Origin of the sequence: Pseudomonas sp. PDM27 (assembly GCF_019219205.1) — a bacterium.
GTDB lineage: Bacteria > Pseudomonadota > Gammaproteobacteria > Pseudomonadales > Pseudomonadaceae > Aquipseudomonas > Aquipseudomonas laurylsulfatiphila.
Map to the genome: position 1 here is coordinate 43,699 of NZ_JAHUWF010000007.1, position 24,393 is coordinate 68,091.

At 56.9% G+C, this 24,393-nt stretch carries 27 protein-coding genes and 1 tRNA gene; 15 read left to right on the forward strand and 13 right to left on the reverse strand.

Translation table 11 applies throughout. The features are described 5' to 3' along the window. Positions 1 to 26 precede the first annotated feature (26 nt). Positions 27 to 914 carry a dihydrodipicolinate synthase family protein gene (locus tag KW838_RS15815; RefSeq protein WP_218501605.1) on the reverse strand — a complete coding sequence of 296 codons (888 nt, stop codon included), beginning with the start codon at positions 912 to 914 and terminating at the stop codon, positions 27 to 29. A gap of 29 nt (positions 915 to 943) precedes the next feature. Continuing rightward, complete coding sequence (locus KW838_RS15820) at positions 944 to 1,726, reverse strand: aldolase (protein ID WP_007976758.1); 783 nt, start codon at positions 1,724 to 1,726, stop codon at positions 944 to 946. Positions 1,727 to 1,885: 159 nt separating this feature from the next. Between KW838_RS15820 and KW838_RS15825 the strand changes: the two genes are divergently transcribed. Continuing rightward, positions 1,886 to 2,428 (forward strand): helix-turn-helix domain-containing protein, encoded by a 543-nt coding sequence (locus tag KW838_RS15825; RefSeq protein WP_007976760.1) that lies wholly within the window; start codon positions 1,886 to 1,888, stop codon positions 2,426 to 2,428. A 109-nt stretch (positions 2,429 to 2,537) separates the two neighbouring features. Here KW838_RS15825 and KW838_RS15830 read toward each other — a convergent pair whose 3' ends face one another. After that, on the reverse strand, positions 2,538 to 3,557 hold the full coding sequence (locus KW838_RS15830; protein WP_218501607.1) for a DUF4917 family protein: 1,020 nt from the start codon (positions 3,555 to 3,557) through the stop codon (positions 2,538 to 2,540). A 131-nt stretch (positions 3,558 to 3,688) separates the two neighbouring features. Here KW838_RS15830 and KW838_RS15835 point away from each other — a divergent pair, with 131 nt between their 5' ends. The 4 genes from KW838_RS15835 (at position 3,689) to KW838_RS15850 (ending at position 8,466) form a co-directional block, all read left to right on the forward strand. After that, the gene (locus KW838_RS15835; protein ID WP_218501609.1) at positions 3,689 to 4,597 is read left to right on the forward strand and encodes a LysR family transcriptional regulator; all 909 of its coding nucleotides are present in this window, start codon (positions 3,689 to 3,691) and stop codon (positions 4,595 to 4,597) included. A 236-nt stretch (positions 4,598 to 4,833) separates the two neighbouring features. Then, the gene (locus tag KW838_RS15840; protein WP_218501612.1) at positions 4,834 to 6,027 is read left to right on the forward strand and encodes a CaiB/BaiF CoA-transferase family protein; all 1,194 of its coding nucleotides are present in this window, start codon (positions 4,834 to 4,836) and stop codon (positions 6,025 to 6,027) included. After that, entirely contained in the window at positions 6,024 to 6,950 is a 927-nt protein-coding gene (locus KW838_RS15845; protein WP_218501613.1) for a hydroxymethylglutaryl-CoA lyase, read from the forward strand. Before KW838_RS15840 ends, KW838_RS15845 begins: the two co-directional genes overlap by 4 nt. A 184-nt stretch (positions 6,951 to 7,134) precedes the next feature. Further along, positions 7,135 to 8,466, forward strand: coding sequence for an MFS transporter (locus KW838_RS15850; RefSeq protein WP_218501616.1), 1,332 nt, complete (start codon positions 7,135 to 7,137; stop codon positions 8,464 to 8,466). Positions 8,467 to 8,544: 78 nt separating this feature from the next. On the opposite strand, the gene KW838_RS15855 is transcribed toward KW838_RS15850, so the two are convergent. Further along, a complete protein-coding gene (locus KW838_RS15855; protein ID WP_218501619.1) occupies positions 8,545 to 9,033 on the reverse strand; it encodes a DMT family transporter in 489 nt (162 codons plus the stop codon). A gap of 77 nt (positions 9,034 to 9,110) precedes the next feature. Between KW838_RS15855 and KW838_RS15860 the strand changes: the two genes are divergently transcribed. Beyond that, entirely contained in the window at positions 9,111 to 10,046 is a 936-nt protein-coding gene (locus tag KW838_RS15860; protein WP_218501621.1) for a LysR family transcriptional regulator, read from the forward strand. On the opposite strand, the gene KW838_RS15865 is transcribed toward KW838_RS15860, so the two are convergent. Both KW838_RS15865 and KW838_RS15870 read right to left on the reverse strand, forming a co-directional pair. Continuing rightward, positions 10,047 to 10,331, reverse strand: a complete 285-nt coding sequence (locus KW838_RS15865; RefSeq protein WP_218501623.1) for a type II toxin-antitoxin system RelE/ParE family toxin — start codon at positions 10,329 to 10,331, stop codon at positions 10,047 to 10,049. Further along, complete coding sequence (locus tag KW838_RS15870; protein ID WP_218501625.1) at positions 10,321 to 10,560, reverse strand: CopG family ribbon-helix-helix protein; 240 nt, start codon at positions 10,558 to 10,560, stop codon at positions 10,321 to 10,323. The genes KW838_RS15865 and KW838_RS15870 overlap by 11 nt, the downstream gene beginning before the upstream one ends. A gap of 203 nt (positions 10,561 to 10,763) precedes the next feature. On the opposite strand from KW838_RS15870, the gene fos reads away from it, so the two are divergent. The 5 genes from fos to KW838_RS15895 all read left to right on the forward strand — a co-directional run bounded on the left by fos (position 10,764) and on the right by KW838_RS15895 (position 14,162). Further along, positions 10,764 to 11,180, forward strand: a complete 417-nt coding sequence (gene fos, locus KW838_RS15875; RefSeq protein ID WP_218501627.1) for a fosfomycin resistance glutathione transferase — start codon at positions 10,764 to 10,766, stop codon at positions 11,178 to 11,180. Between the two features lie 63 nt (positions 11,181 to 11,243). Next, positions 11,244 to 11,882 carry a LysE family translocator gene (locus KW838_RS15880; protein WP_007976782.1) on the forward strand — a complete coding sequence of 213 codons (639 nt, stop codon included), beginning with the start codon at positions 11,244 to 11,246 and terminating at the stop codon, positions 11,880 to 11,882. 79 nt (positions 11,883 to 11,961) lie between these two features. Next, a complete protein-coding gene (locus tag KW838_RS15885; protein ID WP_102699022.1) occupies positions 11,962 to 13,308 on the forward strand; it encodes a GGDEF domain-containing protein in 1,347 nt (448 codons plus the stop codon). Between the two features lie 118 nt (positions 13,309 to 13,426). After that, the gene (locus KW838_RS15890; protein ID WP_007976786.1) at positions 13,427 to 13,585 is read left to right on the forward strand and encodes a KGG domain-containing protein; all 159 of its coding nucleotides are present in this window, start codon (positions 13,427 to 13,429) and stop codon (positions 13,583 to 13,585) included. Between the two features lie 73 nt (positions 13,586 to 13,658). Beyond that, positions 13,659 to 14,162, forward strand: coding sequence for a DUF4142 domain-containing protein (locus KW838_RS15895; protein WP_218501629.1), 504 nt, complete (start codon positions 13,659 to 13,661; stop codon positions 14,160 to 14,162). A gap of 3 nt (positions 14,163 to 14,165) precedes the next feature. Here the strand turns inward: KW838_RS15895 and KW838_RS15900 are convergent, their stop codons facing one another. After that, entirely contained in the window at positions 14,166 to 14,576 is a 411-nt protein-coding gene (locus KW838_RS15900; protein WP_102699020.1) for a low affinity iron permease family protein, read from the reverse strand. 154 nt (positions 14,577 to 14,730) lie between these two features. Between KW838_RS15900 and tam the strand changes: the two genes are divergently transcribed. Next, the gene (gene tam, locus KW838_RS15905; RefSeq protein ID WP_218501631.1) at positions 14,731 to 15,501 is read left to right on the forward strand and encodes a trans-aconitate 2-methyltransferase; all 771 of its coding nucleotides are present in this window, start codon (positions 14,731 to 14,733) and stop codon (positions 15,499 to 15,501) included. A gap of 292 nt (positions 15,502 to 15,793) precedes the next feature. Here tam and KW838_RS15910 read toward each other — a convergent pair whose 3' ends face one another. The 3 genes from KW838_RS15910 to KW838_RS15920 form a co-directional block, all read right to left on the reverse strand. Beyond that, positions 15,794 to 16,522, reverse strand: a complete 729-nt coding sequence (locus KW838_RS15910; protein WP_218501632.1) for a bifunctional 2-polyprenyl-6-hydroxyphenol methylase/3-demethylubiquinol 3-O-methyltransferase UbiG — start codon at positions 16,520 to 16,522, stop codon at positions 15,794 to 15,796. Positions 16,523 to 16,621: 99 nt separating this feature from the next. Continuing rightward, a complete protein-coding gene (locus tag KW838_RS15915; RefSeq protein WP_218501633.1) occupies positions 16,622 to 16,891 on the reverse strand; it encodes a short-chain dehydrogenase in 270 nt (89 codons plus the stop codon). A gap of 481 nt (positions 16,892 to 17,372) precedes the next feature. Further along, positions 17,373 to 17,446: transfer RNA gene (locus KW838_RS15920), tRNA-Gly, on the reverse strand. A gap of 288 nt (positions 17,447 to 17,734) precedes the next feature. On the opposite strand from KW838_RS15920, the gene KW838_RS15925 reads away from it, so the two are divergent. Further along, positions 17,735 to 19,258, forward strand: a complete 1,524-nt coding sequence (locus KW838_RS15925) for an Eco57I restriction-modification methylase domain-containing protein (RefSeq protein ID WP_218501635.1) — start codon at positions 17,735 to 17,737, stop codon at positions 19,256 to 19,258. 3 nt (positions 19,259 to 19,261) lie between these two features. Here the strand turns inward: KW838_RS15925 and KW838_RS15930 are convergent, their stop codons facing one another. Together KW838_RS15930 and KW838_RS15935 are read right to left on the reverse strand one after the other, a co-directional pair. Next, positions 19,262 to 20,263, reverse strand: a complete 1,002-nt coding sequence (locus KW838_RS15930; RefSeq protein ID WP_218501638.1) for a BsuBI/PstI family type II restriction endonuclease — start codon at positions 20,261 to 20,263, stop codon at positions 19,262 to 19,264. Positions 20,264 to 20,682: 419 nt separating this feature from the next. After that, on the reverse strand, positions 20,683 to 22,122 hold the full coding sequence (locus KW838_RS15935; RefSeq protein ID WP_218501641.1) for a hypothetical protein: 1,440 nt from the start codon (positions 22,120 to 22,122) through the stop codon (positions 20,683 to 20,685). 178 nt (positions 22,123 to 22,300) lie between these two features. On the opposite strand from KW838_RS15935, the gene KW838_RS15940 reads away from it, so the two are divergent. Further along, positions 22,301 to 22,876: a recombinase family protein gene (locus KW838_RS15940; RefSeq protein WP_218501644.1), complete on the forward strand. Its 576-nt coding sequence runs from the start codon at positions 22,301 to 22,303 to the stop codon at positions 22,874 to 22,876. On the opposite strand, the gene KW838_RS15945 is transcribed toward KW838_RS15940, so the two are convergent. Next, positions 22,851 to 23,495, reverse strand: coding sequence for a hypothetical protein (locus tag KW838_RS15945; protein ID WP_218501646.1), 645 nt, complete (start codon positions 23,493 to 23,495; stop codon positions 22,851 to 22,853). The two genes, KW838_RS15940 and KW838_RS15945, sit on opposite strands and share 26 nt — an antisense overlap. A gap of 170 nt (positions 23,496 to 23,665) precedes the next feature. On the opposite strand from KW838_RS15945, the gene KW838_RS15950 reads away from it, so the two are divergent. After that, entirely contained in the window at positions 23,666 to 24,130 is a 465-nt protein-coding gene (locus KW838_RS15950) for a helix-turn-helix domain-containing protein (RefSeq protein ID WP_218501648.1), read from the forward strand. The last annotated feature ends 263 nt before the right edge of the window (positions 24,131 to 24,393 follow it).

A 24,393-nucleotide genomic window follows, 5' to 3' on the forward strand; every position in this document is an offset into this window, starting at 1 on the left:
CCACAGGGGGGGTGTTTAACCTGAATTCAGCGTAAGGCTTTGAGTAGGCCTTGAAGCTGACTAATCCCCGCCTCACTCAACGGGAACACCGGCAACCGCGGATCCCCCACCTCCAGACCTGTCGCCCGCAAACCCGCCTTGATCGTCGCCGGCAAGCCACCCTTGAGGATGAAATCCAGCAGCGGCAACTGGCGGTAGAACAGCTCCCGGGCCTTGGCCAAATCATTGGCCAGCACCGCTTCATACAAATCCAGGTTGAGCTGCGGGATCAGGTTCGGCGCAGCGGTACACCAGCCTTTTGCGCCAGCGGCAAAGGCCTCCAGGGCCAACGGATTGCAGCCGTTGTAGAACGGCACCTGGCCGTCGCCGAGTCGTTGCAGTTGATGCATGCGCTGGATGTCGCCGGTGCTCTCCTTGACCATGGTCACGTTTTCCACGGCCTTGACGATGCGCAGGATCAGGTCCACCGACATGTCGGTGCCGCTGGTGGCCGGATTGTTGTAGAGCATGATCGGCACGCCGATGCTGTCGCCGATGGCGCGGTAATGGGCAAGAATTTCCGCTTCACTGAGTTTCCAGTAGGACGCGGGCAGCACCATCACCACATCGGCGCCATGGGCTTCGGCGAAGCGCGCGCGACGTACCGCTTTAGCGGTGGTCAGGTCGGACACGCTGACGACGGTCGGCACGCGTTTGGCCACGTGCTTGATACTGAATTCGCTGACCTGATCCCACTCCGCGTCGCTCAGGTAGGCACCTTCACCGGTGCTGCCCAGAGGTGCGATGGCGTGCACGCCGCCCTCGATCAGGCGGTCGATGGAGCGCCCGAGGGCGTCCAGGTCAACGCCTTCGCCATGGGCGGTGAAAGGGGTGATGGTGTAGCCGATGATGCCGTGAATGCTTGCGGTGGACATGGTGTCTCTCCGTTCAAAAGGGTCTGGGGTCAGTTCAGGCAATCGGCGTGTTGGCGCAGGCTCTGCCGGGCGTAGTAGTTGAAAGCGGCGGCGTGACGTTTCGGCCGGGCAATCCAGTCATGGGCTTCACGGCCCAGCGCGGGGATGATCGGCTTGATGGTCCCGGCGCTCATCGCCAACAGTTGCAGCTTCGCGGCACGTTCGATCAGTTGCGCGATGACACAGGCTTCCTCGATGGTGTTGCCGGTGGACAATTGGCCGTGGTGGGAAAGCAGGATCGCCCGTTTGTCGCCCAGTGCCCCGGCAATCAACTCGCCTTCCTCGTTGCCCACCGGCACACCCGGCCAGCCTTCAAGAAACGCGCAGTCGTCATAGAGCGGGCAGAGGTCCATGTGGGAAATCTGCAACGGTACTTCCAGCATCGACAAGGCGGCAACGTGGGTCGGATGGGTGTGGATGATGCAGTTCACATCCGGGCGGGCGCGGTATACCCAACTATGAAAACGATTGGCCGGGTTGGGCATGCCGTGGCCTTCGAGCACCTCCAGGTCTTCGTTGACCAGCAGCAGGTTGCCTGCGGTGATTTCGTCGAAACCCAGGCCCAATTGTTGAGTGTAGTAAGTGCCGGGCTGCGGGCCACGGGCGGTGATTTGCCCGGCAAGGCCGGAATCGTGCCCGTGCTCGAACAGGATGCGGCAGGTCAGGGCCAGCTTTTGCCGGGCGGTCCACGTATTATCCGCCAGGGTATTTTGCATTTGGCTCAGCGCGTGCTTGACCAGTTGCTCTTTGGGCAGTGCTAATGTCTTGGCCATATCGGTGTCCTTTGGGTGATTCAATGGACGTCGGGTTTGCCGCTCACCGGTTCCTCGCAAAGTCGTCGGTGAGCGCAAATGACACTAAAGAGGCTATATGACACATTGTGTCATTGGCAAGGACAAATCGTTGCCTCCTTGATGGATTAATTGCTCTACATGTCTATCCGTTTGAAATTACTAAGAAAAAAACTTGGCGTGACCTTGGAAGCGCTGGCCGAACAATCCGGCATGACCAAGAGTTACCTGTCGAAAGTCGAGCGCGGGTTGAACACGCCATCGATTGCGGCGGCGTTGAAACTGGCCAAGGCGCTGAACGTGAAGGTCGAGGAATTGTTCTCTGAAGACAACGCCGGCCTCGACAGCTACAGCCTGGTGCGCAGCCACGAGCGGCAACCTCTGGGGGCCAGTGGCAACAATCCGGGTTACGCGGTGCTGGCCCATCAGGTCAGTGAACGCAGCCTGCTGCCGTTCATCATTTACCCGCCGGCGGAGTTCACCGACAAGACCTTCAAGGAGCATCTGGGTGAGGAGTTTCTGTTCGTCCACGAGGGGCGGGTGGAAGTGGACTTCATGAACGAGCGCGTGCTGCTCGATCGTGGCGATGCGCTGCACTTCAATGCGCAAAAACCGCACCGGATTCGTTCGGTGGGTGAGGTACAGGCGCAGTTGCTGGTGGTGGTGCATAGCACCGAGGAATGAGTTGACTGCAAAAGCTTCGCGAGCAAGCCCGCTCCCACAGGGGATTTGTGAACGACACAGATCCCATGTGGGAGCGGGCTTGCTCGCGAAAGCGTCAGATCGGCCAGTACTAAACTTCTACTGGAACCGATAACTTGGGGCCACCCAACGCATGGCTCTTCGAATCAAAAAACCGCAACTCAACCCCCGTCCCCTCAAACACCTTCGCGTAATGCCGCTTCTGGTGCTGGATGAAGGCCTTGCTGCGCGGGTAAATCGAGATCGCCAGCACCTGCGGTTTTGCCAGGCGCAAAGCGTGGATGATATGGCTGTCCTGCTCCCCCAGCGCATGGCCGAAGATGCACAGCGCCTGGCCGTGACCGAGCAATTGCTCGTAGCAGAACGACAGATAGTCCGAACTGCGAATGGTCTTGAGCTTGTCCGCACTCGGCCCTTCGTTGACGAACAGCGGCACGTCGTCGAGGGTCTTGATCGTGTTGTTGATCGCGAAGTTGCCCAGCAACGTGCCCTCGGTCGACATCAGCTTGCGCGCCGTGCCGTCCTGGTTGCGCACCAGGTGCAGACCGCCGTGCAGGTACAGCAAACGGGTTTTGTCGGTGGCCGTGTCGCTCAGGTCGAAAGCGGGTTCGGCCCCCTGGAACAGATCGGTGATCGCCTCGGGCTGGTATTGCACCGCCCAGTAGTTGATCAGGTCGTAATTGGTGGTGAACACCGTGCGGTAGCTGGCCAGTTCCTGATTGATGGTCGCCAATGTCGAAGGCACCACCAGGCGCCACGGGATATGCACCGCATGCACGGTGTTGATCAGCGCTTCCTTGATCGCGTAATAGCGATTGCGCGGGGCGGCGGAGCTGACGGCCAGGGCCTTGTTGACCCGGCTGGTGGTTTTCAACGCGCTCAGTACCTGCTCGAAACTGCGGGTCTGCATCGCGTCGAACACGCTCAGCTCGGACGGGCTCAGGGGTTTTTCTTCAACGGTGCGGGCATTTTCGAACAGCGACTCGTAGCCGAAATCGTTCCATACCGCGCGACTGGCACCGTTGCCCACCAGCAAGCCACTGAACGAAGCGGTGCTGCGCAAGGCGTTCCAGTCTTCAAGTTGGGCGTCGACATCCTGGAAATCGGTCATTGCGGTCTTCGTCTCACGGCAAAAGGTCATTGGGCGGCGACTTTATCACGACCGGCTGCCAGACCACGGCACGACGCGGTCGAAGAACGTTATGCTGCGGTTTCGCCCGAGCCGACTTCGCCGAGTACCCGATGCTGCAAAAAAGCCTGATCCGCCGTCTCGACCTGATCACTCTGCAACTGTTCGTCGCCGTCCATGAGGAGGGCACGCTGACCCGTGCCGCCTCGCGCGAAGCGATTGCCGTCTCGGCGGCGAGCAAGCGCTTGATGGAGCTGGAGGAGGCGCTGGGCATCAGCCTGTTCGTGCGCCAGGCCAAGGGCATGTCCCTGACACCGGCCGGGGAAACCCTGCTGCACCATGCCCGGCAGATGCTGTTCAACGTCGAGAAAATGGGCCTCGAACTGGGCGAGCACAGCCACGGCGTGCGCGGCTATGTGCGGATGCTCGCCAACCTGTCGGCGATCATTCAGTTTTTGCCAGAGGACCTGCGGGACTTTTCCGAGCGTCACCCACAGGTCAAGACCGACCTCGAAGAACGCCCCAGCGCCGGGGTGATTCAGGGCGTGCTCGACGGGGTGGCCGACCTCGGTATCTGTTCCATCGACAGTGACATCAAGGGCCTGCACAGCGTGCTGTATCGCCAGGACAAACTGGTGGTGTTGATGCCGCCGCACCATCCCTTGGCGAACCGGTCGAGCGTGGCGTTCGCCGATACGCTGGGCAGCGATTACGTTGGGTTGCATGCCGCCAGTTCGATCAACATGCGTACCCATGCAGCGGCCCGCGAAGCCGGCAAGGTGTTGCGGGTGCGCATTCATGTGCCGGGGTTCGATGCCATGTGCCGCATGGTCCAAGCCAACATGGGGATCGGCATCCTTCCGCAGCGGGCCTATGAATTGTTTGGCCGGGCGCTGGGTTTGCACGCGGTGCCATTGACGGACGAATGGTCCGATCGGGCGCTGATTCTGGTGGTGCGCGATGAGGCGCTGCTGTCGCCGGTGAGCCGGATGTTGTTTGAGCATTTGCGGGGCTCAGTCTGAAAGTTCTTGGCTGACTGGGCCGGCCTCTTCGCGAGCAAGCCCGCTCCCACAGGGGATGTGTGAGTGCCGAAGATCGAGTGTGGGAGCGAGCTTGCTCGCGATGGCGGACTACAGCTCACGATAATCTCCCCGGGCGTTCGCATTTCGCGAACGCCCGTTGCCAACTGAAGGTTGGATTCATCAGGCATCAGTCCTCTAGCCTTGGCTCATATTCCAAGAACAAGAGGTACCCCGCGATGACTGCCCCCCTGAGTGCAATCAAGGTGATCGAGATCGGCACGCTGATCGCCGCACCGTTTGCCGCGCGCATGCTGGCCGAGTTCGGCGCCGAGGTGATCAAGATCGAAGCCATGGGCCAGGGCGATCCCCTGCGCAAATGGCGCAAGCTGCACGAAGGCACCTCGCTGTGGTGGTACCTGCAATCGCGCAACAAGAAGTCCCTGGCGCTGAACCTCAAATCCCCCGAAGGCATCGAACTGGTCAAGCAATTGGCAACCAGCGCCGATGTGCTGATCGAAAACCTGCGCCCCGGTGCCCTGGAGAAACTCGGCCTTGGCTGGGACGTGTTGCACGCCCTCAACCCCAACCTGACCCTGGTGCGGATTTCCGGTTACGGCCAGACCGGCCCGTACCGCGATCGTCCGGGTTTCGGTGCCATAGGCGAGGCCATGGGCGGGATTCGCTACACCACCGGCACCCCCGGTTCGCCGCCGGCGCGGGTCGGCGTGAGCCTCGGCGATTCCCTGGCTTCGCTGCATGCGGTGATTGGTGCGCTGATGTCATTGCTGCGGGTCAAGACCGGGCAGGGCGGCGGGCAGATCGTCGATGTGTCCCTGGCCGAAAGCGTGTTCAACGTCATGGAAAGCCTGGTGCCGGAATACGACATGCTCGGCCATGTGCGTGAACGCAGCGGCGGCGCCTTGCCGGGGATCGCGCCGTCCAACACCTATTTGACCGCCGATGGCGCCTACGTGGTGATTGCCGGTAACAGCGATCCGATCTACAAGCGCCTGATGCACACCATCGGCCGCCCGGATCTGGCCGAGGCACCGGAATTCGCCCACAACGACGGGCGTGCCGCCAAAAGCAACCTGCTCGACGCCGCCATCACCCACTGGACCAGCAGCCTGCCCATCGACGAGGTGCTGGCCGCGCTGGAAGCCGCCGAAGTCCCGGCCGGACGCATCTACTCAGTGGCTGACATCGTCGCCGATCCGCACTATCAGGCGCGGGACATGCTGCTCAATGCCGAGCTGCCCGGTGGCGCCACGGTGAAGATGCCGGGCATCGTGCCGAAACTCTCCGAGACACCCGGCGGCGTGAACTGGTCCGGCCCCGGGCTGGGCCAGCACACCGACGGCATCCTCGCGCAATTGGGCCTCACCGCGATGGACATCGAACGCCTGAAAGTCGAAGGAGTGGTGCAATGATCACCGATTATTCCGACAGCCTGATCGTGCAGGAAGTGTCCCCGCGCGACGGTTTGCAAATCGAGCCGACCTGGGTTGAAACCCACGACAAGATTGCCTTGATCGATCAATTGTCGCAGGCCGGATTCAGCCGCATCGAAGCCGGTTCGTTCGTGTCGCCCAAGGCCATTCCTGCGCTGCGCGATGGCGAGCTGGTGTTCAAGGGCATTACCCGGCAGCCGGGGGTGATCTACGTCGCCTTGATCCCCAACCTCAAGGGGGCGCAACGGGCGTTGGCGTGCAGTGCCGATGAGCTGAACCTGGTGATGTCCGCCAGCCAGACCCACAACCTGGCGAACATGCGCATGCGTTGTGAAGATTCATTGGCAGCGTTCGGCGAGATCGTGCGGTTCGTTGGCGAAAGCCCGGTGCGTCTCAATGGCAGCATCGCCACCACCTTCGGCTGCCCGTTCGAGGGCAAGATCGATGAGGACCGCGTCCTGCAAATCGTCGAGGCCTATCAGGAACTCGGCATCCAGGGCATCACCCTCGCCGACACCACGGGCATGGCCAATCCGCGCCAGGTCGAGCGACTGGTGCGCCGGGTACTGCAGCGGGTGTCCCCGGCGGATTTGACCCTGCATTTCCACAACACCCGTGGTCTCGGCCTGTGCAATGTGCTGGCCGCCTACGAGGCCGGTGCCCGACGTTTCGACGCCGCATTGGGCGGCCTCGGCGGCTGCCCCTTTGCACCGGGAGCGTCGGGCAACATCTGTACAGAAGACCTGGTGAACCTGTGCGATGAAGTCGGCATTCACACCGGTATCGATTTGCCGCTGCTGCTGAAACTGTCCCGAGGACTGCCGGCGCTGCTCGGCCACGAAGTACCGGGACAACTGGCCAAGGCCGGGCGCAATTGTGACTTGCACCCGATCCCGACCTGACACTACACGCCCCTGTGGGAGCGAGCTTGCTCGCGATGACTGAGTCACAGTCAACATCAATGTTGGCTGACCCGACGCAATCGCGAGCAAGCTCGCTCCCACAGTAAAAGCACTTTCGCTGAGCTACTCAACCAGACAACAAAAACAATCGGACACCCACGGGAAGTCCGCCTGGAGAACCGCAATGAGCCTGAATGCACTGGAGGCGGGTGTGAGCCCGTCCGTTAGCCACGACACCGAAAAAGCCCTGGTCAGCAAAGTCGCCTGGCGCCTGATGCCGCTGATCATGGTCTGCTACCTGTTCGCCTTTTTCGACCGTATCAACATCAGCTTCGCCAAGTTTCAACTGCAGGCCGACCTGAGCCTGAGCGACACCGCTTACGGCCTGGGTGCCGGGTTGTTCGTGGTCGGTTACGTGATTTTCGAAGTGCCGAGCAACATGATGCTGTACAAGGTCGGCGCCCGGCGCTGGATCGCCCGGATCATGATGTCCTGGGGCCTGGCCACGGCGGCCATGGTGTTCGTCAACAGCGAATGGCAGTTCTACGTGCTGCGCTTCGTGATCGGCGCGATGGAGGCGGGATTCGCCCCGGGCGTGCTGTATTACCTGACCCTGTGGTTCCCGCAGCACTATCGTGGACGCATCACCTCGATGCTGTTCCTGTCGTCGGCGTTCGCCGGCCTTGTGGGCGCGCCGTTCTCGGGCCTGGTGCTGCAACACCTTGACGGTGTGCTGCAAATGCGCGGCTGGCACTGGTTGTTCCTGCTTGGTGGCGTGCCGTGCATCGGCCTCGGTTTGCTGGTGCTGACCCTGCTCAAGGACCGCATCGAAGACGCCCATTGGCTGACCTCTTCGGAGAAGACCTTGCTGGCCAGCCGCATCGCCCAGCATGAGCCGCACAAAAGCGGTGGCTCGCTGCTCGCCGCGCTGCGGATTCCGGGTTTCCTGACATTGGGGCTGATCTACTTCCTGATCCAGGTGGCGTCCTACGGCCTGAATTTCTGGGCGCCGCAACTGATCCGCAGCGCCGGCACCGAAAGTCCGGTGATGATCGGCCTGCTGACCGCCATCCCGTACATCTGCGGCGCCATCAGCATGGTGGTGATCGGACGCCTGTCCGATGCTTCCGGTGAGCGACGCAAGTTTGTCGCCGGTCTGGTGGCCGTCGGTGCAGTCGGGTTCTTCTGTGCGGGGATCTTTGCCAGCCACACGACCTTCCTGATCGTCGCGCTGGGCCTGCTCGGCGCCGGGATCATCGCCTCCATCCCGAGTTTCTGGACCTTGCCGCCGAAACTGCTGGCCGGTGCCGGCGCAGGCGCAGCGGGCGGGATTGCGGTGATCAACACCTTGGGCCAGTTCGGTGGCATCGTCAGCCCGGTGATGGTCGGCCGGATCAAGGACCTGACCGGCAGCACCACGCCAGCGCTGTATGTCATTGGTGTCTGTGCACTGATCGCGGTGGCGCTGTTGCTGTGGGGGTTGCCGCAGAAGTTGCGCACACTCGACAAGTTTTAAAAGATCGCAGCCTTCGGCAGCTCCTGCCCGGACCACGCATCCCCGTAGGCGCTGCCGGAGGCTGCGATCTTTTGATCTTCAAGACGTCGCTGTCATCGCTTTTTGCGCAGCGTCACTGAACTGAATCAACACCACCCCGCCCATCAACAGCACCACCCCAAACACCTTGGGCAAGGTGACCTGCCGCTCCACCAGGCCAAACCAGCCGAAGTGATCCAGCAGCAGCGACGCCACCACTTGCCCCGCCAGCGCCAATGCCATGAACCCCGCGGCACCGAGCCTGGGCAGCAGCACCAATGCCAGGGAAATGAAGCACACCCCAAAAGCGCCACCGGCCCACATCCAAAGCGGCGCCTTGCTGATGAATGACAGTGAAGGCAACGGCAAGCGCATCACAACGATGATCGGCAACAGCACGATAACGCTCACCAGCAACGAGGCGAGCGTCGCCCACAACGGATGTCCCAACCCGCGCCCGAGGTTGACGTTGATCGCGCTCTGAAACGGCACCACCGCCCCGGCAATCATTGCCAGCACCACCAGGCCAGCCCAATGCAACGTACTCATGATCGTTCTCCCACAGGTTTTGCTGGACTCTAGGGTATTCGTCGCGCAGATTTAAATTCCGTTTTGTTATCCAGAACATGCAGCAAATGAATGATCTTCGACGTATCGACCTCAACCTGCTGGTGATCCTCGACGCCTTGCTCACCGAGCAACACGTCACCCGGGCGGCCGAGCGTTTGCACTTGAGCCAGCCTGCGGTCAGTCATGCGCTGGCGCGATTGCGCGACCTGCTCGGCGATCCGCTGCTGGTACGCGCCGGAGCCGGCCTTGTTCCGACCCCGCGAGCGCTGGAGCTGGTGGCACCGCTGGCCGAAATCCTGGCCCAGGTGCAAGCGCTGCTGGCGCCGAACGCGTTTGATCCGGCTACCGCCAGGCGCACCTTTCGCTTGGCGATGTCCGACTATGGCGCCGCCATTGTCCTGCCGGGACTGATCCGGACGTTGCGCCGCGATGCGCCGGGCATCGACCTGCAAATCAGCCATGGCAGCCGCGAAAGCATGCTCGACGGCGTGCTCAACGGTGATATTGATGTCGCCATCGGTGTGTTCCCGGAAATGCCCAACGAATTGCGCAGCACCCTGCTGTTCGAAGAGCACTACGCCTGCCTGGTGGACCGCAGAAGCCTGCCCGCCGACGGTGTGCTCGACCTGCCCACCTACCTGGCTCGACCCCATGTGCTGCTGGAAATGCGCGGCAGCGGCACCCCGGAAATCGAACGGGCGCTGACGGCATTGCGTGAACGTCGTCGTGTGGCAGTCAGCCTGCCGCACTGGAGCGTGGCCCCGGAATGCATCAGCGGTACTGATCTTATTCTGACGGTGGCCTCGCGTGGTCTGCGCGATATTGATGAACAGTCGTTGATCGTCGTGCCGCCACCGTTTGATATTCCTTCGTTCACCTTTGTGTTGGCGTGGCATAAACGGCGGGGCGCAGACCAAGCGTTGAACTGGCTGAATGAGCGGATTGGTGCAGGTGCAGACGGGGTTTGTTTTCGGGGGGATGATTCGCTGTAATCACCAATGGATGGGGGGAAGGCGACGAGTGTGGAAGACCCTGAGCACTTGCAGACGACTTTGGCGAACTCGATACGGAATCAGATAGGGGCGGTCGGGCAAAATCCATTCACGAGTACCGGGCAATCGACCTTCCCGGCCTGTCGCCGGAAAGCGCGCAAGATGATCGACACTGGCGAGAATGGCTTGTACGAAATCTGCTGCTGCCTTTGGATTCTCTATCGCAATGTAAGCGGCTTCTTCATCAAGGTTCTTGAGTGCAGTACGCAGCCACTCAACGCGCATTGCTTACCCACTTATCAGCAATCGCACTGACCTCGTCTGACGAGGCGAAGTCGCCGGCATCGGCTTCTTTCAGCGCTTTCTGAATTTCTTCGATTTGCCATGCTTCCCTCGCGAGATACTCGCGCAAGGCATCGACTGCGAGGAACGACTTGCTGCGGCCAGTGGCCTTGGAAAGACTGGCGAGGGTATTGGCGATTTCGTCTGGCAGGCGCAAGGACATGGTGGACATGGCGGTCTCGATGTAGTGGTTTGTAATACAACATACTACAGTGTCATGCAGGGGGGAGGCCGCCCCGTTCGTCTGTCGTAACAAATGGTCTTGCGGTGGTGTTGAATCTTTCCATCTGTCGCGTGCAGATTCAGGCGTTTTCGCTGCCAACCTCATAGGTGAAACCTGCGTCGCACCTGAAAACCTCAAAGGTCTTTAACCCCATGCTCACAGGCCTCAACCACCTGACCTTCGCCGTCACCGACCTGAACCGCAGCGTGGCGTTCTACCGGAACCTCCTGCAACTGCACCTCGAGACCACCTGGGATACCGGCGCCTACCTGTCGCTGCCGGGGTTGTGGTTGTGCCTCTCCCTCGACCCGCAACGCGATCCCGAGCCCGCCGCCGAGTACACCCATTACGCTTTCAGCCTCGATGCGGCGGATTTTCCGCGTTTCGTCGAGCGCCTGCGATCCGCCGGGGTGCAGGAATGGCGCGACAATCGCAGCGAGGGCGCATCGTTCTACTTCCTCGACCCGGATGGCCACAAGCTGGAAGCCCACGTGGGTGATCTGGCATCGCGCCTGAGGGCCTGCCGGCAGCGGCCGTATGCGGGGATGAAGTTCTTCGACGATCTGTAAGTCGATGTTGCGGGACCTGATATAGACTGGCCACCATTCACCCAGCAGTACAAAGGACTCCCCATGACCCCATCGTTGCTAATGGCCGTGCTTGCCTCGGGTTTTATCTACGGCATCACCCCGGGACCGGGCGTGCTGGCGGTGTTTGGCATTGGCGCGGCCCATGGGCGACGGGCCGGGGCGGGGTTTCTGTGCGGGCATTTGCTCGGCGATGTGGTGTGGTGCAGCACCGCGTTGATCGCGATTGTCGGTGCGCGGGAGATCGGCAGTACCGCGTTCGACGTGCTGGGTGTGCTCAGCGGCCTGTACCTGTTCTGGCTCGGTTGGCGTGCGGTGCGCGCCCGGCGCAGCAATGGCGATACGCCACAGGGGCCGGCGCGGCAGCCGTTCTGGCATGGCATTCTGTTCGGCCTGACCAATCCCAAGGCTTATCCGGTGGCGGTGGCGACATTCACGGCGCTGTTGTCGAGCCGCGCGGAACTGCTCAACTGGTCAATGCTGCCAGCACTGATCGGCCTGAGCTTTGTCGGTGGATTGCTCGCTTACGCTATCCTCATCGGCATCGTTGGGGCGCGGCGGGTGCGCACTTTGTATCAACGTCATGAACTGGCGATCACCCGGTTGTGCGGGGTAATGTTCATCGGCTTTGCCATCAACGCGCTGGTCCATGCGTTGCCGGGGCTGATGCCGAACAAGGCTTGAATGTGATCACAAGGAAGCAAGGCCGACCGGGCAGGGATGATTGATGAGCGCTGCATTATCGGGACACCCACGCTGAACCATGGAAAACCGGAACTCCGCGCCACTGGCGAGCTATATCGATCTGTTGCTGGACGCCGTTTGTGCGGTGGACAAGCAAGGCCGCTTCGTCTTTGTCAGTGCGGCGTGCGAGCGCATTTTCGGCTACAGCGCCGATGAAATGATCGGTCAGCTGATGATCGACATGGTGCACCCCGCAGATCGCTTGCGCACACTCGATGCCGCCCGGGAAATCATGGGCGGCGAGCCCAAGCTCAACTTCGAAAACCGCTACCTGCGCAAGGATGGCCAGGTGGTGCACATCCTCTGGTCGGCTCGTTGGTCCGAGGTCGACCAGTTGCGCATTGCCGTGGCGCGCGACATCACCGAGCGCAAGCAGGCCGAATCCCGGCAGGCCGCGTTGTATGCGATATCCGAAGCGGCCCACGCGGCGGAGGATCTGCTGGCGTTGTTCAGGCGCATCCACATGATCATCGGCGAGTGGCTGCCGGCGCTGAATTTTTCCGTGGCGCTGTACGACGAGCACTGTGCGCAGCTGAATTTCCCTTATCACGTCGATGACCAGGAGCCACAACCCGAACTGCCCGGGACCATGACCGGGCGGGTGTGCACCGAAGTGATCCGCACGGGGCAGCCGATCCTGTTGACCCCGGACCTGTGCACGCCGCCTGTCGGCTTCGAAGCGCTGATGGCCGGGCAGAACGCACCGTGCTGGCTGGGTGTGCCGCTGAACTCGCAGAACGGCACCATCGGCGCGTTGATCGTCAAAAGCGTTCCGGGTGGCGAGCGCTACACCGAGCAAGACAAGGAATTGCTGCAGTACGTCTGCGCCCAGGTCGCGACGGCCATCGAGCGCAAGCAGCTGCATGCCCGCCTGCAACACATGGCCCAGTACGACCAACTGACCCAGTTACCCAACCGTGAACTGTTGCGCGACCGCCTCAAGGCGTCACTGCAATTGGCCCGCATGGACGGCGGGCGCATGGCCCTGCTGTACGTCGATCTCGATCGCTTCAAGCAAGTCAATGACACCCATGGCCATGCGGTCGGCGACATGCTGCTGCAATCGGTGGCCAACCGGCTCAAGGGCTGCGTGCGGGAAACCGACACCGTGGCCCGCATTGGCGGCGATGAATTCGTGGTGTTGCTGCACCGCATCCATGCCGCAGACGATACCGACATCGTGGTCGGAAAAATCCGTCAGGTCCTGGCCCGGCCCCTGCGTCTGGACGGGCACAACCTGAGCATCCATCCCAGCATCGGCGTCGCCCGATACCCCGATCACGGCACCGAGGAGAAGCAGTTATTCCGGCATGCCGACGAGGCGATGTACTGCGCCAAACGTGAGCATCACCTGGGAATGGCCTGATAGTCCGTACACCGTTCGTCGTACTGTCCACGCATTTTTCTAAACCTTTTGCGACGCGCAAATTCAGATTCTATGCGGGCGCCAGCTCGCCGCGACTACCACCAAGAGGAAGAGAATCATGCCTAATTCAAGAAACTCGAACTCGGGAAACTTCGCCAACGATCGAACGAAGGCGTCTGAAGCCGGTCGCAAGGGTGGGAAAACCACCACCACGACTGTCGATAAAGAACCTGCGAAACCCGATATGGGCCGCAAACCCGGACAGAAATCCAAGTAATGGATGCAGGTGGTTTTGATTGAGAAGCGGGGGCGCAAGCTCCCGTTTGAATTTGAAAAAGGAGGGCGCGACCATGAAACGGATGGCCACCCGATTATGTAATGCCAGTATTGCCACGTTACTGGGCCTGTTCGCCAGCAACGTCTTCGCCCAATCCCCTGCTGAATTCATCGACGATGCGTCGGCCCAGGGCATGGCTGACATCGAGGCCAGTCGCCTGGCACACCAGAAGTCCGAGTCCAAAGAGGTCAAGGACTACACCATCGTTGTCATCAACGACCGCACCACGGCGAACCAGCACCTGGCGAAAATCGCCAGACAACTGGATTTGCCGGTAGCGCCGCGGGAAGAAATTGTCGAAAAGGCCAAAGCCCTGATGCCACAAGTCATGGAGGGGACGACCTTCGATGAGGCCTATACGGCCAGCCAGGTGAAGACCACACAGCAAGCCATCGAACGCTTGCAGCAGGAGGCGCAGACCACCGACGTGCCGCAAATCAAGGCGTTCGCCGAAGAAACCCTGCCCAAATTGCAAAATCATCTGCAAATGGCCAAGGCCCTGCAAGCCAAAAGCTGATCATCAGCAATTCTTCAGGTTTTGCTGACCTTTTTCCTGGACGACGGTGCCGTCCAGGTCAATGGTCAGGCCTTCACCAAGGCTGCGGTAGTGCTTCCTCAGCTTCTCCAGCTCCTTGAGGTCCAGCGCTTCAAGCCCGAGCATCGCGTTCTGCGCCTCTTTCGTCACCCGAAGCAACTCATCGACCTTCAAATGCAAAATGTCCGTGTCACGGTTCTGTGTGTTCTGGATCAGGAACACCATCAGGAACGTGATGATGGTGGTCGAGGTATTGATGATCAGCTGCCACGTATCGTTGAAATGAAAAATCGGCCCGCTCAGCCCCCACAGACAAATCAGAGTGATCGCCCCCAGGAACGTCTTGGGGCTACCGGCCCAGAGGGCGAGTTTCTGCGCGATTTTTGCGAACTTCATGACCGTGTTCCTTATAGGGAGGACGCCTGAATTTGTGACAGCGATGGCGGGATGAAAATTCGACGTGATTGAAAAGGTGGTTTTCTGAAACCTTTGGCGGTGCTCGCCGCGGTATCGTAGCGACCCGAGGACAACGCACCGACAGGAGAACGCAATGAGTTGGTCCGCCAAACAGTACGTCGCTTTTGAAGATGAACGCACCCGTCCCGCCCGTGACCTGCTGGCGGCCATCCCCGCCGGGGATGTGCGTTCGGCCATCGATATCGGGTGTGGCCCCGGTAACTCCACCGAGTTGCTGGTCGAGCGCTTTGCCAACGCCACGGTCCGCGGCCTGGACAGTTCGACCGACATGATCGAGGCCGCACGCAAGCGCTTGCCGCTGGTGCAGTTCGACATCGCTGACATCGACACCTGGAACGACGCAGGCCCCTTCGATGTGATTTTCGCCAACGCTGTATTGCAGTGGGTTCCGGATCACGCAAGCTTGCTGCCGTCGCTGGTGAGCAAGCTGGCGCCCGGAGGCAGCCTGGCCGTCCAGATGCCTGACAACATCAATGAGCACTCGCACCGTTTGATGCGTGAAGTCGCCGCTGATGGTCCATGGGCCAGCAAACTGGCAGGCGCCGCCGGGCAGCGGACCGAGATAACCGATGCCAGTGGTTATTACTCGATCCTCAAGGCCTGTTGCTCGCGCGTCGATGTGTGGCGCACCACCTACCATCATCCGCTCGCAGGCGGCGCGTCTGGCGTGGTGGAGTGGTTCAAGGGCAGTGGCTTGCGGCCGTTTCTGGAGCCGCTGGACGAGGCGGAACGGGCGCAGTACCTGAAGCAATATCAGGCGGCTATCGAGCAGGCGTATCCGGCCTTGGCCGACGGTTCGGTGCTGTTGCCGTTCCCGCGACTGTTTATCGTCGCGACCCGCTGATGCGAAAAAGGGGGCAGGTGATGAGTGTCACCTGTCTCTTTTACCGCTTGGAACAATCACGGCAGTTTGTTTTTTTTCGAGCGTCTGGCGCTCAAGTATTCAAAAGCAAACGAGGCAAAGCCGAACAACCCGATCAATGAAATGATCATGATTCCCAACTCTGAATTGTGCATGTCGATCTCGGGGCGATGGATGAGCCGGGAGAATAAGGGATCTATTTCCGGGCTCAACGCCGCGCTACGGTTTCTTTATTCCCGTGCCGGGATCTATACGCAAAAGATACGCGCGTGGCTCAGCGCTGAACGCCGACCAACATCATCATCGGCCGCTCGCGCTCTTCGGCCAGCGCCGGTTGCGCCGCCACCTCGGCATCGCTCGGCCCCCATTCATTGACATGGCGGATGCTGAAACCCGCTGCAATCAGCAGGTTGAACAAGGTACCAAGGGTGCGATGCTGCTTGATCACACCGTCGGCCAGCCAGTGGGTCACGCGCTCGCCTTCACGCTGATAACCGTCCACCGGCCAACCCTTGCGGCCCTCGGCATCGATGATCCAGCCAGGATTACGCGGTGCCATGAAGATCGGGTGCTCGATGGAAAACACGAACGGCGAACCGGGCTTGAGCGCCGCGTGGACATTGGCGAACAACCCTGGCAAGTCCTTGATGTAGTGCAGCGCCAGGGAGCTGTAGGCCAGATCGAAACCGCCGGCCGGCAGATCGAGGGCTTCCAGGTCGGCGCGCTCATAACGGATGTTTGATGCGGAGGTGGTTTTGCGTGCCTGCTCCAGCATCTTTTGCGAAACATCCAGACCGAGCACGCTGTCAGCGCCTTGCTCACTGGCCCAGCGACAAAACCAGCCATAGCCGCAACCGAGATCCACAACCTTCAGGCCCTGCATGGGCGGCAGCATGGCCTTCAGCGCCGGCCATTCCGGCGCGGCATCGAGACCGCCGATGGAGCGGGCCATCTGGCTGTAGCCCTGGAAAAACTGAGGGTCGTCGTAGATGTTTTGGGTCATGTTCGGGTTGCTCTGTTGAGGTGTTCACATGATAAGTGAGGGCACCTGTGGCGAGGGAGCAAGCTCCCTCGCCAAAACAGCATGCCGCCCGGTGCAATCTTAGGACGGTTCTGCTTCCATGCGTCGAGCGATCACATCCAGCACATCGCAACCATCGCGCAACGGCACGCAGCAGAGCAATGCGAAGTCGCTCAGCACCACGGTGTCAGAGGTCAGGTCGCCGCGCATTGCGAGGTTTTCGAGGAGTTGCGTTACCGCTCGGATGCGGTAACTGGCGGTGCTGAGCAGGGAGTGCAGCGGTTGTGTGGTGTTGACGAACAGCGAGGGGAGGTCGTCGGCGTTGCTCGTTAAAGCCATATATTCATTCATGAGTGCTTACCAATTGTAGGTGAAGGACCTACCACTCAATCGTCGCCAAACAATAGGGTGGTAGCTGTACGCGGGTTGGCGAACCGGACAATGGTGAAACCGGCAGACCCGAAGGTCTCCCACGCACAGCTACCGAAAAAGCAGCCAAGCGTGATCAAAAGTGCTCCGAGAAATTCTCGGAGCCTTCTGCACCGTTGTGACCGAGTCGCCAAACCCGATACGCCATTTGGGCGCGGTCGGACTATAGGGCTCATGACAAAGGCACAGCAATGCGCAAGTGTACGGACAATTCCCAGTGTCGTGTAGGACATTGCTTTTTCTAGCGTTGATCTCTGTTGGGCCTTTAAATGTGGGTCTTAGCACTAACGTTGGAGGGCGCCATCACCAAATTCCGCGCACAAAAAAACCGGCCACTTGGACCGGTTTTTTCTGTCTCTGCATCCCCCGTCAAAACCACCCTGACGTGAGATCAAAATTCGATTGGAGCGGGTGAAGGGAATCGAACCCTCGTTATCAGCTTGGGAAGCTGGAGTAATGCCATTATACGACACCCGCTCAGAGCGGCTGAATCTCAGCTGCGTAGCGAAGGCCGGATCATACAGGGTTTGGAGGTTTCGTAGGAGGGGGGCGTAGTTTTTTTTTCTAGAAGATCAAAATCCGCGCAACCATGACTCGTGACGCGCGTCTGTGAAGCGTCTAGCGGCAATTTTTCAGGGAAGAAGTCGAAGAGACGGTCTAGATTTTGGCCCATCGAAACGGGATCGCGCTACCATAGTCGGGTTACGTTGACGCTCCGAAGCAGAAACGACGGAATTTTGATTCATATATGTGGTGAGAAACGCAATGGCGGTGATTGAATCTATAGAGGAGAAGGGAGCAGCCCTTGTAAAGGCAGACATAGCTCGGCTTGAGGTGTCTCCTGGCCTTGATCCAAAACGTAGAAGCAAATTTGGTCAGTTTATGACTCCTTCTTCCGTTGCGGTATTTGTAGCAAGTATGTTCGATGAGTTTCCGGAAGATATAGAGTTGTTAGACGCCGGAGCAGGAATGGGGGCTCTTACAGCCGCGTTTGTTCGTGAGGCTTGCTCGAGAGCAAAAAAGCCTAAATCCATCAATGTCACACTCTTCGAGGTGGATGGAACCTTCAATCAGCGTCTTGCTGAAACTTTAGAAGCTTGCGCCCTAGAGTGTCAGGCCGCCGAGGTGATTTTTTCTTACAGAATAATTTCTGAAGACTATATTTTACATGCGTCCGAACCGCTTTTTTCGCAAGCTAACTTCGCTCAATATGATTGTGCCATCCTCAACCCTCCATACGCCAAAATTAACAGTAGTTCGAAGACACGGATTGCTCTGCGCGGTATGGGAATTGAAACTACCAATCTTTATTCTGCGTTTGTTGCCGTAGCTCTAGATCAATTGAAGGCCGGCGGTCAGTTGGTTGCGATTACACCAAGAAGCTTCTGTAATGGTTCCTATTTTGAGCCGTTTCGACGATTTGTGTTTAAACGCTCGGCGTTGCAAAAAATACACGTATATGAGTCGCGTAAGCAGGCTTTTAAAGATGATGAAGTTCTGCAAGAAAATATTGTTTATCAGCTTGTTAAGTCTGCTTCTCAGCCTGATTTCGTAACAATATCGTCAAGTCCGGGTTCGCTAAGCTCGCAGTCAACCTCTCGAACGGTTTCTTTCGATGAGGTAGTGACACCGAACGATCCACATATGTTTATTCGTCTTGCGATATCTGAAGCAGATGGAGACCTCGCTCACCGAGTTCGCACGCTCACTTGTAGTCTACGTGATCTCGGTTTGAATGTATCAACAGGTCGTGTTGTGGACTTTAGAGCCAGAGAGCATCTGCGTAAAGAACCAGAGTTTGGTTCTGTGCCGTTAATTTATCCATGCCATTTCGAAGATGGGGTCGTAAAGTGGCCGAAATCTGAAGTGAAAAAATCAAATGCTCTAATGTTAAGCACCGAGACCGCTTCACTTATGGTGCCGAAAGGAACGTATGTTCTGACAAAGAGGTTCTCTTCGAAGGAAGAAAAGCGCCGTGTTGTGGCTGCAATTTATAGTCCTGATCTGATTAAGGCGGAACAGGTTGGGTTCGAGAATCATCTAAATTATTTTCATCTGAACGGAGCAGGACTACCTGCCGGGCTTGCTAAAGGTCTTGCGTTGTTTCTTAACTCTACAGCTGTCGATAATTATTTTCGTCAATTTAGTGGTCATACTCAAGTCAATGCAACAGATCTTCGGAACTTGCACTATCCAACGATACAGCAACTGGAGGCAGCAGGCCGTCGATTGGGGGATGGCCTGCCAACTCAAGAGTCAATAGATAAAATAATCGAGGCGTTGCTCTAACCCCTATTCAAATGACTCTACATGAAAATGCTTAGCAGGGTCAGCTTGTATCCAAATATAGCTACCGATTGCTATGTTGCCATGTGTCCCCTGCCGCGCAGCAGCTTCTTTCCAAGTGAGGTATGTAGTTGTAAAATCTATACCGGATTTTCCATGTCGCTTGGCAAGGTCGGTCATTAAGTTGACTTTATGGATGTCAACTTCCCCGTCACTTGTGACTGCCTCAATAACCCAGAGTCTATTTGTTTCTGGGTTCCAGAGAAGAGCGTCAGGCATTGCTCCGCCAAGGTTAAGCTCAATTCCGGCCCTTGCTAAGGATTGCTTGTCAGTATCCGTGATTCGGTCACCATCTCCATCGTCGACATATATTAACTCATATCCAGGCAGGAATTTTTTAGCGTAGTGAGTGATGCTTGCCTGGATTAGGTCGCTGTGCCCAGTGTCTACTAGTAATCGAGATGCCTCGGCCATTTCAGCTTGAAAAATTCGGCGTCTTATAGCCTCATCTTTTTGCGCCCAATCATCCAAAAGTTTAGGCCATAAATGATTGGGGGCTTGGAGGATTGATTTGAATTCTTCAGTCAGTCGGTAGCAAGAGTTTCCTGATTTTGGAATTACATGTCCATGAATAAACTGATCATTGTGTAATAGTATGGGCTCAATGCCGCCAAGCTCTCCGAGCGGCTTGATCCAATAGTCGCGTCCCTCTCGGTCAAGTTTACCTTTACCTCGTTGAAGAATTCCGATATGACAGCATAGGTGGGCAGTGGTAGCACCATCAGAAAATTTAGTTTCTGCGGGAGCTTTGGAAAACCAGCTTTCTGTTTCGTTATCTAAAAGGGCGTAGATGCAGTCTAATAGGTCTATATTTTTATGAAGGTCTATTTTTGAAAGTATCTGCGTGATTTTTTGTTTGGTGACCCCTTGTAGCTGGGCCGGGATAGCCTTTCCGTCGAGCGCTATACGTTGTGCTCTAAGTTTGACAACCGTATCGTGCAGTGCCACTGCTCATATCCTTATCAGTAAGAAAAGCTGATTAGGATATGTCGTAAGAAATGAAGCGTCCACCCCGTAGGAAAAGTAGATCGCGTCATTTTGACGATATAACCTTGATTGGCGCACGCCCCCCCTCGGTATAGTCCTCATCATGGTTTCTTGCGCTTTCATCTGACTGGAAAAATATAGCGAAATCAGGGGCGTGGGGGGCCTCTAGCCGACTGCGCAACTGATTTGAGTGACAGTAGCACCGGCTCTAACGGCCTAGTGTGGTGGAGGAGGAGGCCCTATTCTGAGCTCCCGAGCAGCAGCTAATTGGAGACCGTGCTGCCTATTCGCGATTCAAAAGATGGAGGGTGGAATGGGGTGATAAGGCGGGCGCTAATACCATTTCCCTCATCCTCCCTCCATTCGAAACTCAGGTGCCTTTAAGCCATGATTATGGTGTCTTTTACTCGCGTCAAAATCTCCTCCAGATGCCGCTGATTACCTTTTTTCATTTCCTTCAGCGACTCAATAAAGTCTACATCAACCAATGGAACTATTAGCCCGTGATCATCCTTGAAGGAGTCTCGGCAGCGCTCGAGAAAAAGCTTTCGGTTGTCTATGTCGCGACAGGTTATTATCCCGAACTTGCCTCTATTGACGGAAAGTCTTCCAACCATCTGATCAAGTTCTGGGTTTTTTATATCTTTGGTGTAGTTTTTGCACTCGACAATTATATACGCGGACGGAATTTTGTTGATCATGTGCAATGTATGAAAAAATCCATCCTGTGCAGCATTTGAGTAATAAATATCGATCCGCTTCCTTCCTTGATTTATCTCGCGTTCAAGCACCGGAGAACAGACTTGCGGATACAACAAGAGTTCAAGAATACCTACCACAACCCGGTGATAGTCTGACGCTTCATTTGCCCCTGGCTTGATATTGGTTAAGCGCCCGATAAGATGGTCGACTACCTTGTGTAGGTCAAGGTCCGGATCAATCGAGCTGGAGTCAAGAGGCTTTACCGTGGTCGCTTGAATATCCTTAAAACTCTTAAAAACTTCGGGATGTTTTTCAGTGAAGTCAAACAGCCATTCCTTACTATATTCAACAACATTTTCTTTTAAAGATTTTTTCGTCACATAAGGCGTTCCGTCCTGTCTGTGCTCAACCCACATACTCCCCATTCTAATGTGCTCGTGCTGGAGATACTCCAGCACGTGCTTATTATAGTAAGTCTCCGGAGCATACATTTTGCAGTAAGAAACGATGCTTTTTGGTGTGAGCAGTATCTTTTTTCCATCTACAATCAAAGCTTCCCGATAGTCAAATATCCAGCTGAGCCTTACCGAATCCCATATTGGACCTACAGGGATTTTTGGGGTTAATGGAATGCCATGTAGCGCACATTGCTCATGTGTGTATTCGAGCAGCTTCCCACGAATAATATTGGTTGTAATGTCTGAGACTTTATCTTTTCCAATTCCAGTTATGAACAGTCTGAAATCTTCTAGATCTGCAATGTTTCCAGACTTTACAGCTTTGCTTTGAATAATGCTTTCAAATAATTTTCGAGCGTCTTCAGATCCAACGCCATTTCCCCTGGGTCTTCCTTTGGATAATCCTAGGCAAGTTTCATTTGGCTCATGTAAGTGGGAGAATAACTCAAACGCCTGATCATTCTTGCCATCGCCTACCAAATTTAAAAAATGAGAGAAAAAAGATCTGACTAAACTTGCTGCCTCCATCGACCAGCGATCTACTCTCAAGCCCAGTAAATATGGATCTATGAATAAAGTGGTGTCTTGGTCCGGGTCAATATCTACAAAGTCAACCTCGTATTGACTTTTGTTTAAATTGAATTCGCTCGAAATTCTCATTCTCGTTCCCTGATTTTTTGTTGATTTCTCAGCCCAACCCCAATTGCAGGACTGTCGTTTAACGACCGTTTTCTGGCATCCCCAAAGTCGCCTTGCTTACCCGTCAGGAAAATAGCCTTGGCTTTTCTGACAGGCCATCCTATTTTCGACACCGTATTCCTACAGGAGAAAATATCAGATGGCCACCTTTGCATACGGGCGCGTATCAACCGTCCTTCAGGACACAGAGAACCAGCGCTTGGAACTCGCCAACGCCGGGTGGGCCATCGACTATTGGTTCGCGGATACCATCAGCGGCAAATCAGCATCTAGTCAGCGCCCCGCATTCAAAGAGTTGCTGACGAAGATTCGGGATGGCGAAACCTTGCTGGTCGCCAAGCTGGATCGACTTGGCCGGGATGCCATCGATGTGCTCCAAACCGTCCGCGATCTTGGGGCAAGGAACATCAAGGTTGTCGTCCACCAGTTGGGCTCAACGGACTTGACCTCTCCGACAGGCAAACTCTTGCTTTCGATGCTGGCGGCAGTAGCCGAAATGGAAAGAGATTTGTTGATAGAGCGGACGCAAGCCGGACTGACGCGAGCGAAAGCCGAGGGGAAGAAACTTGGTCGACCTTCTAAAATCACGCCAGAGCGGCGATCTGATATTTTGAGGTCTGTAGCTGAGGGCGCCAGCATCAGCGCCCTTGCGCGAAAATACGCGGTTTCAAGGGCTACGATAGCCGGGGTCAAGGCCGATCCGACACATCCATAAGACCACCGAATCGCAGTATGGAGTCATTGACTGTCGATATGTGTTCTGCAAATGGACTTACGGGTCTGAATGAAGAGTCATTGACTCCTCGAAACCAGACCGCAGTCCAACCCGCCAAGTCTGAATATTTATTCGATGCCCTGATACGGCTGACGTAGAAACCCACCTTACAACCAGCGGCGCCCGTATCTGGCCAAGGCTCGTCTCGACAAGTTACATCGACATTCTGGTTAACGTGCAATCGATACTTCTTGAAGACACCGGCAACGCCATTTTTGTAGCCCCGGGCGGGAATGATTTTAAGGGCTGAGCTGTCGTGGTTGCCCAGAGCGTTTTCAAGATCGCAGACATGGATGTCGTCGATCAGAGTTCTGAGCTCAGGGGAAACACCGCTGTAGCACTCAGAGTCCTCCTCGACCGTTGCCAGGCTTTCATCCCCTAGCAGTGTTTCAGGCGCAGAATTTTCTTTCGTTTGTAGGTCGCCCGTTTGTGGGGTTTCGTTGACCACGTATCTAACAGCGACCCTAGCTTTTTCGGTGCCTCCCGAACACCGGGTAACTCCTTGTGATATCGCAAACACAATCCCGATACACCCCATGAGCTTCATAAAAAACTGCATCGCACACGTCCTTTTTATGGTTTCCGCACCCCAACATGCGTTTACAAAGCATGCACGTAGGGAACTACGCCTGTAATTCCGCCATAGCAGCTGCTAAGGGGCTCCATTGGGTTTGAAATGTTCCGAATAGAGCGTGGCCGTTGAGTTTACATTGCGGCGACATTCCGGGAATGAAAATTCCATTACGAGAGCGGTTCGGTTTGCGAGTCAAAGAATTGAGACTTGCCTCCGGACTCAGTCAAGAAGCGTTTGCGGACCATGCATCCATTGCCCGCAGTTACATGAGTCGCATCGAGCGCGGTATGGCGAACCCCTCTCTAGATGCTATAGAAGGGCTTGCAGACGCTTTGGGTGTAGATGTGGGCGCGTTTTTTGAGATCGTCGAACCAGCAGCGTTATACGAAGCCGTAGAGGTGCCCTATGCCGCGGACGGAACATGCTTTCATCCAGGACTTGCAAGCCCCAGAGACGGCACTTTTCGGGTGGGGGAAAAATCCGCGGAGCTTCGCTTCGGGTCATTTGAAGAGGCGTTGGCGTATCTCAGGACTATGCCGGTAGCAAAGTGGCGGAGACCCAACGAAAACGGTAATTGGGGACTGGTGTCATCTACAAGGTGGGACCGCCTTTCAGGTTAGGCGGTTAGAAAGTCGGCTGACGCCGCAAGTGTTAAACCGGTTGCTTTGCACTCCACTTACGTTGCGTTTCTGATTAAACCTTTACTACGCCAGTGAGATAAAAACCCAGTATTTCCGGGGGTCTTACCTAAGTGTAAGGACTGAACAGAAAACCATCCAGAGAAGGACTTCAATACCTTCGTATCCCCACCCCATTCCTAAGGGTCCTCACCTGAGCCGATGTCAAAGACGGTTGGTGTGCCAAAGGGGGGGCGGCATTCAAA

Excerpts from the sequence above, each read along its gene's own strand:
- KW838_RS15890 (WP_007976786.1), top strand. The coding sequence starts at position 13,427 with ATGCCTAATTCAAGAAACTCGAACTCGGGAAACTTCGCCAACGATCGA.
- KW838_RS15870 (WP_218501625.1), bottom strand. The coding sequence starts at position 10,560 with ATGTCCACCATGTCCTTGCGCCTGCCAGACGAAATCGCCAATACCCTC.
- KW838_RS15865 (WP_218501623.1), bottom strand. The coding sequence starts at position 10,331 with ATGCGCGTTGAGTGGCTGCGTACTGCACTCAAGAACCTTGATGAAGAA.
- KW838_RS15895 (WP_218501629.1), top strand. The coding sequence starts at position 13,659 with ATGAAACGGATGGCCACCCGATTATGTAATGCCAGTATTGCCACGTTA.
- KW838_RS15945 (WP_218501646.1), bottom strand. The coding sequence starts at position 23,495 with ATGCAGTTTTTTATGAAGCTCATGGGGTGTATCGGGATTGTGTTTGCG.
- KW838_RS15880 (WP_007976782.1), top strand. The coding sequence starts at position 11,244 with ATGACCCCATCGTTGCTAATGGCCGTGCTTGCCTCGGGTTTTATCTAC.
- KW838_RS15915 (WP_218501633.1), bottom strand. The coding sequence starts at position 16,891 with ATGAATGAATATATGGCTTTAACGAGCAACGCCGACGACCTCCCCTCG.
- KW838_RS15850 (WP_218501616.1), top strand. The coding sequence starts at position 7,135 with ATGAGCCTGAATGCACTGGAGGCGGGTGTGAGCCCGTCCGTTAGCCAC.
- KW838_RS15860 (WP_218501621.1), top strand. The coding sequence starts at position 9,111 with ATGCAGCAAATGAATGATCTTCGACGTATCGACCTCAACCTGCTGGTG.
- KW838_RS15900 (WP_102699020.1), bottom strand. The coding sequence starts at position 14,576 with ATGAAGTTCGCAAAAATCGCGCAGAAACTCGCCCTCTGGGCCGGTAGC.
- KW838_RS15940 (WP_218501644.1), top strand. The coding sequence starts at position 22,301 with ATGGCCACCTTTGCATACGGGCGCGTATCAACCGTCCTTCAGGACACA.
- tam (WP_218501631.1), top strand. The coding sequence starts at position 14,731 with ATGAGTTGGTCCGCCAAACAGTACGTCGCTTTTGAAGATGAACGCACC.
- KW838_RS15820 (WP_007976758.1), bottom strand. The coding sequence starts at position 1,726 with ATGGCCAAGACATTAGCACTGCCCAAAGAGCAACTGGTCAAGCACGCG.
- KW838_RS15925 (WP_218501635.1), top strand. The coding sequence starts at position 17,735 with ATGGCGGTGATTGAATCTATAGAGGAGAAGGGAGCAGCCCTTGTAAAG.
- KW838_RS15855 (WP_218501619.1), bottom strand. The coding sequence starts at position 9,033 with ATGAGTACGTTGCATTGGGCTGGCCTGGTGGTGCTGGCAATGATTGCC.
- KW838_RS15840 (WP_218501612.1), top strand. The coding sequence starts at position 4,834 with ATGACTGCCCCCCTGAGTGCAATCAAGGTGATCGAGATCGGCACGCTG.
- KW838_RS15935 (WP_218501641.1), bottom strand. The coding sequence starts at position 22,122 with ATGAGAATTTCGAGCGAATTCAATTTAAACAAAAGTCAATACGAGGTT.
- KW838_RS15830 (WP_218501607.1), bottom strand. The coding sequence starts at position 3,557 with ATGACCGATTTCCAGGATGTCGACGCCCAACTTGAAGACTGGAACGCC.
- KW838_RS15835 (WP_218501609.1), top strand. The coding sequence starts at position 3,689 with ATGCTGCAAAAAAGCCTGATCCGCCGTCTCGACCTGATCACTCTGCAA.
- KW838_RS15815 (WP_218501605.1), bottom strand. The coding sequence starts at position 914 with ATGTCCACCGCAAGCATTCACGGCATCATCGGCTACACCATCACCCCT.
- KW838_RS15885 (WP_102699022.1), top strand. The coding sequence starts at position 11,962 with ATGGAAAACCGGAACTCCGCGCCACTGGCGAGCTATATCGATCTGTTG.
- KW838_RS15845 (WP_218501613.1), top strand. The coding sequence starts at position 6,024 with ATGATCACCGATTATTCCGACAGCCTGATCGTGCAGGAAGTGTCCCCG.
- KW838_RS15910 (WP_218501632.1), bottom strand. The coding sequence starts at position 16,522 with ATGACCCAAAACATCTACGACGACCCTCAGTTTTTCCAGGGCTACAGC.
- KW838_RS15950 (WP_218501648.1), top strand. The coding sequence starts at position 23,666 with ATGAAAATTCCATTACGAGAGCGGTTCGGTTTGCGAGTCAAAGAATTG.
- KW838_RS15825 (WP_007976760.1), top strand. The coding sequence starts at position 1,886 with ATGTCTATCCGTTTGAAATTACTAAGAAAAAAACTTGGCGTGACCTTG.
- fos (WP_218501627.1), top strand. The coding sequence starts at position 10,764 with ATGCTCACAGGCCTCAACCACCTGACCTTCGCCGTCACCGACCTGAAC.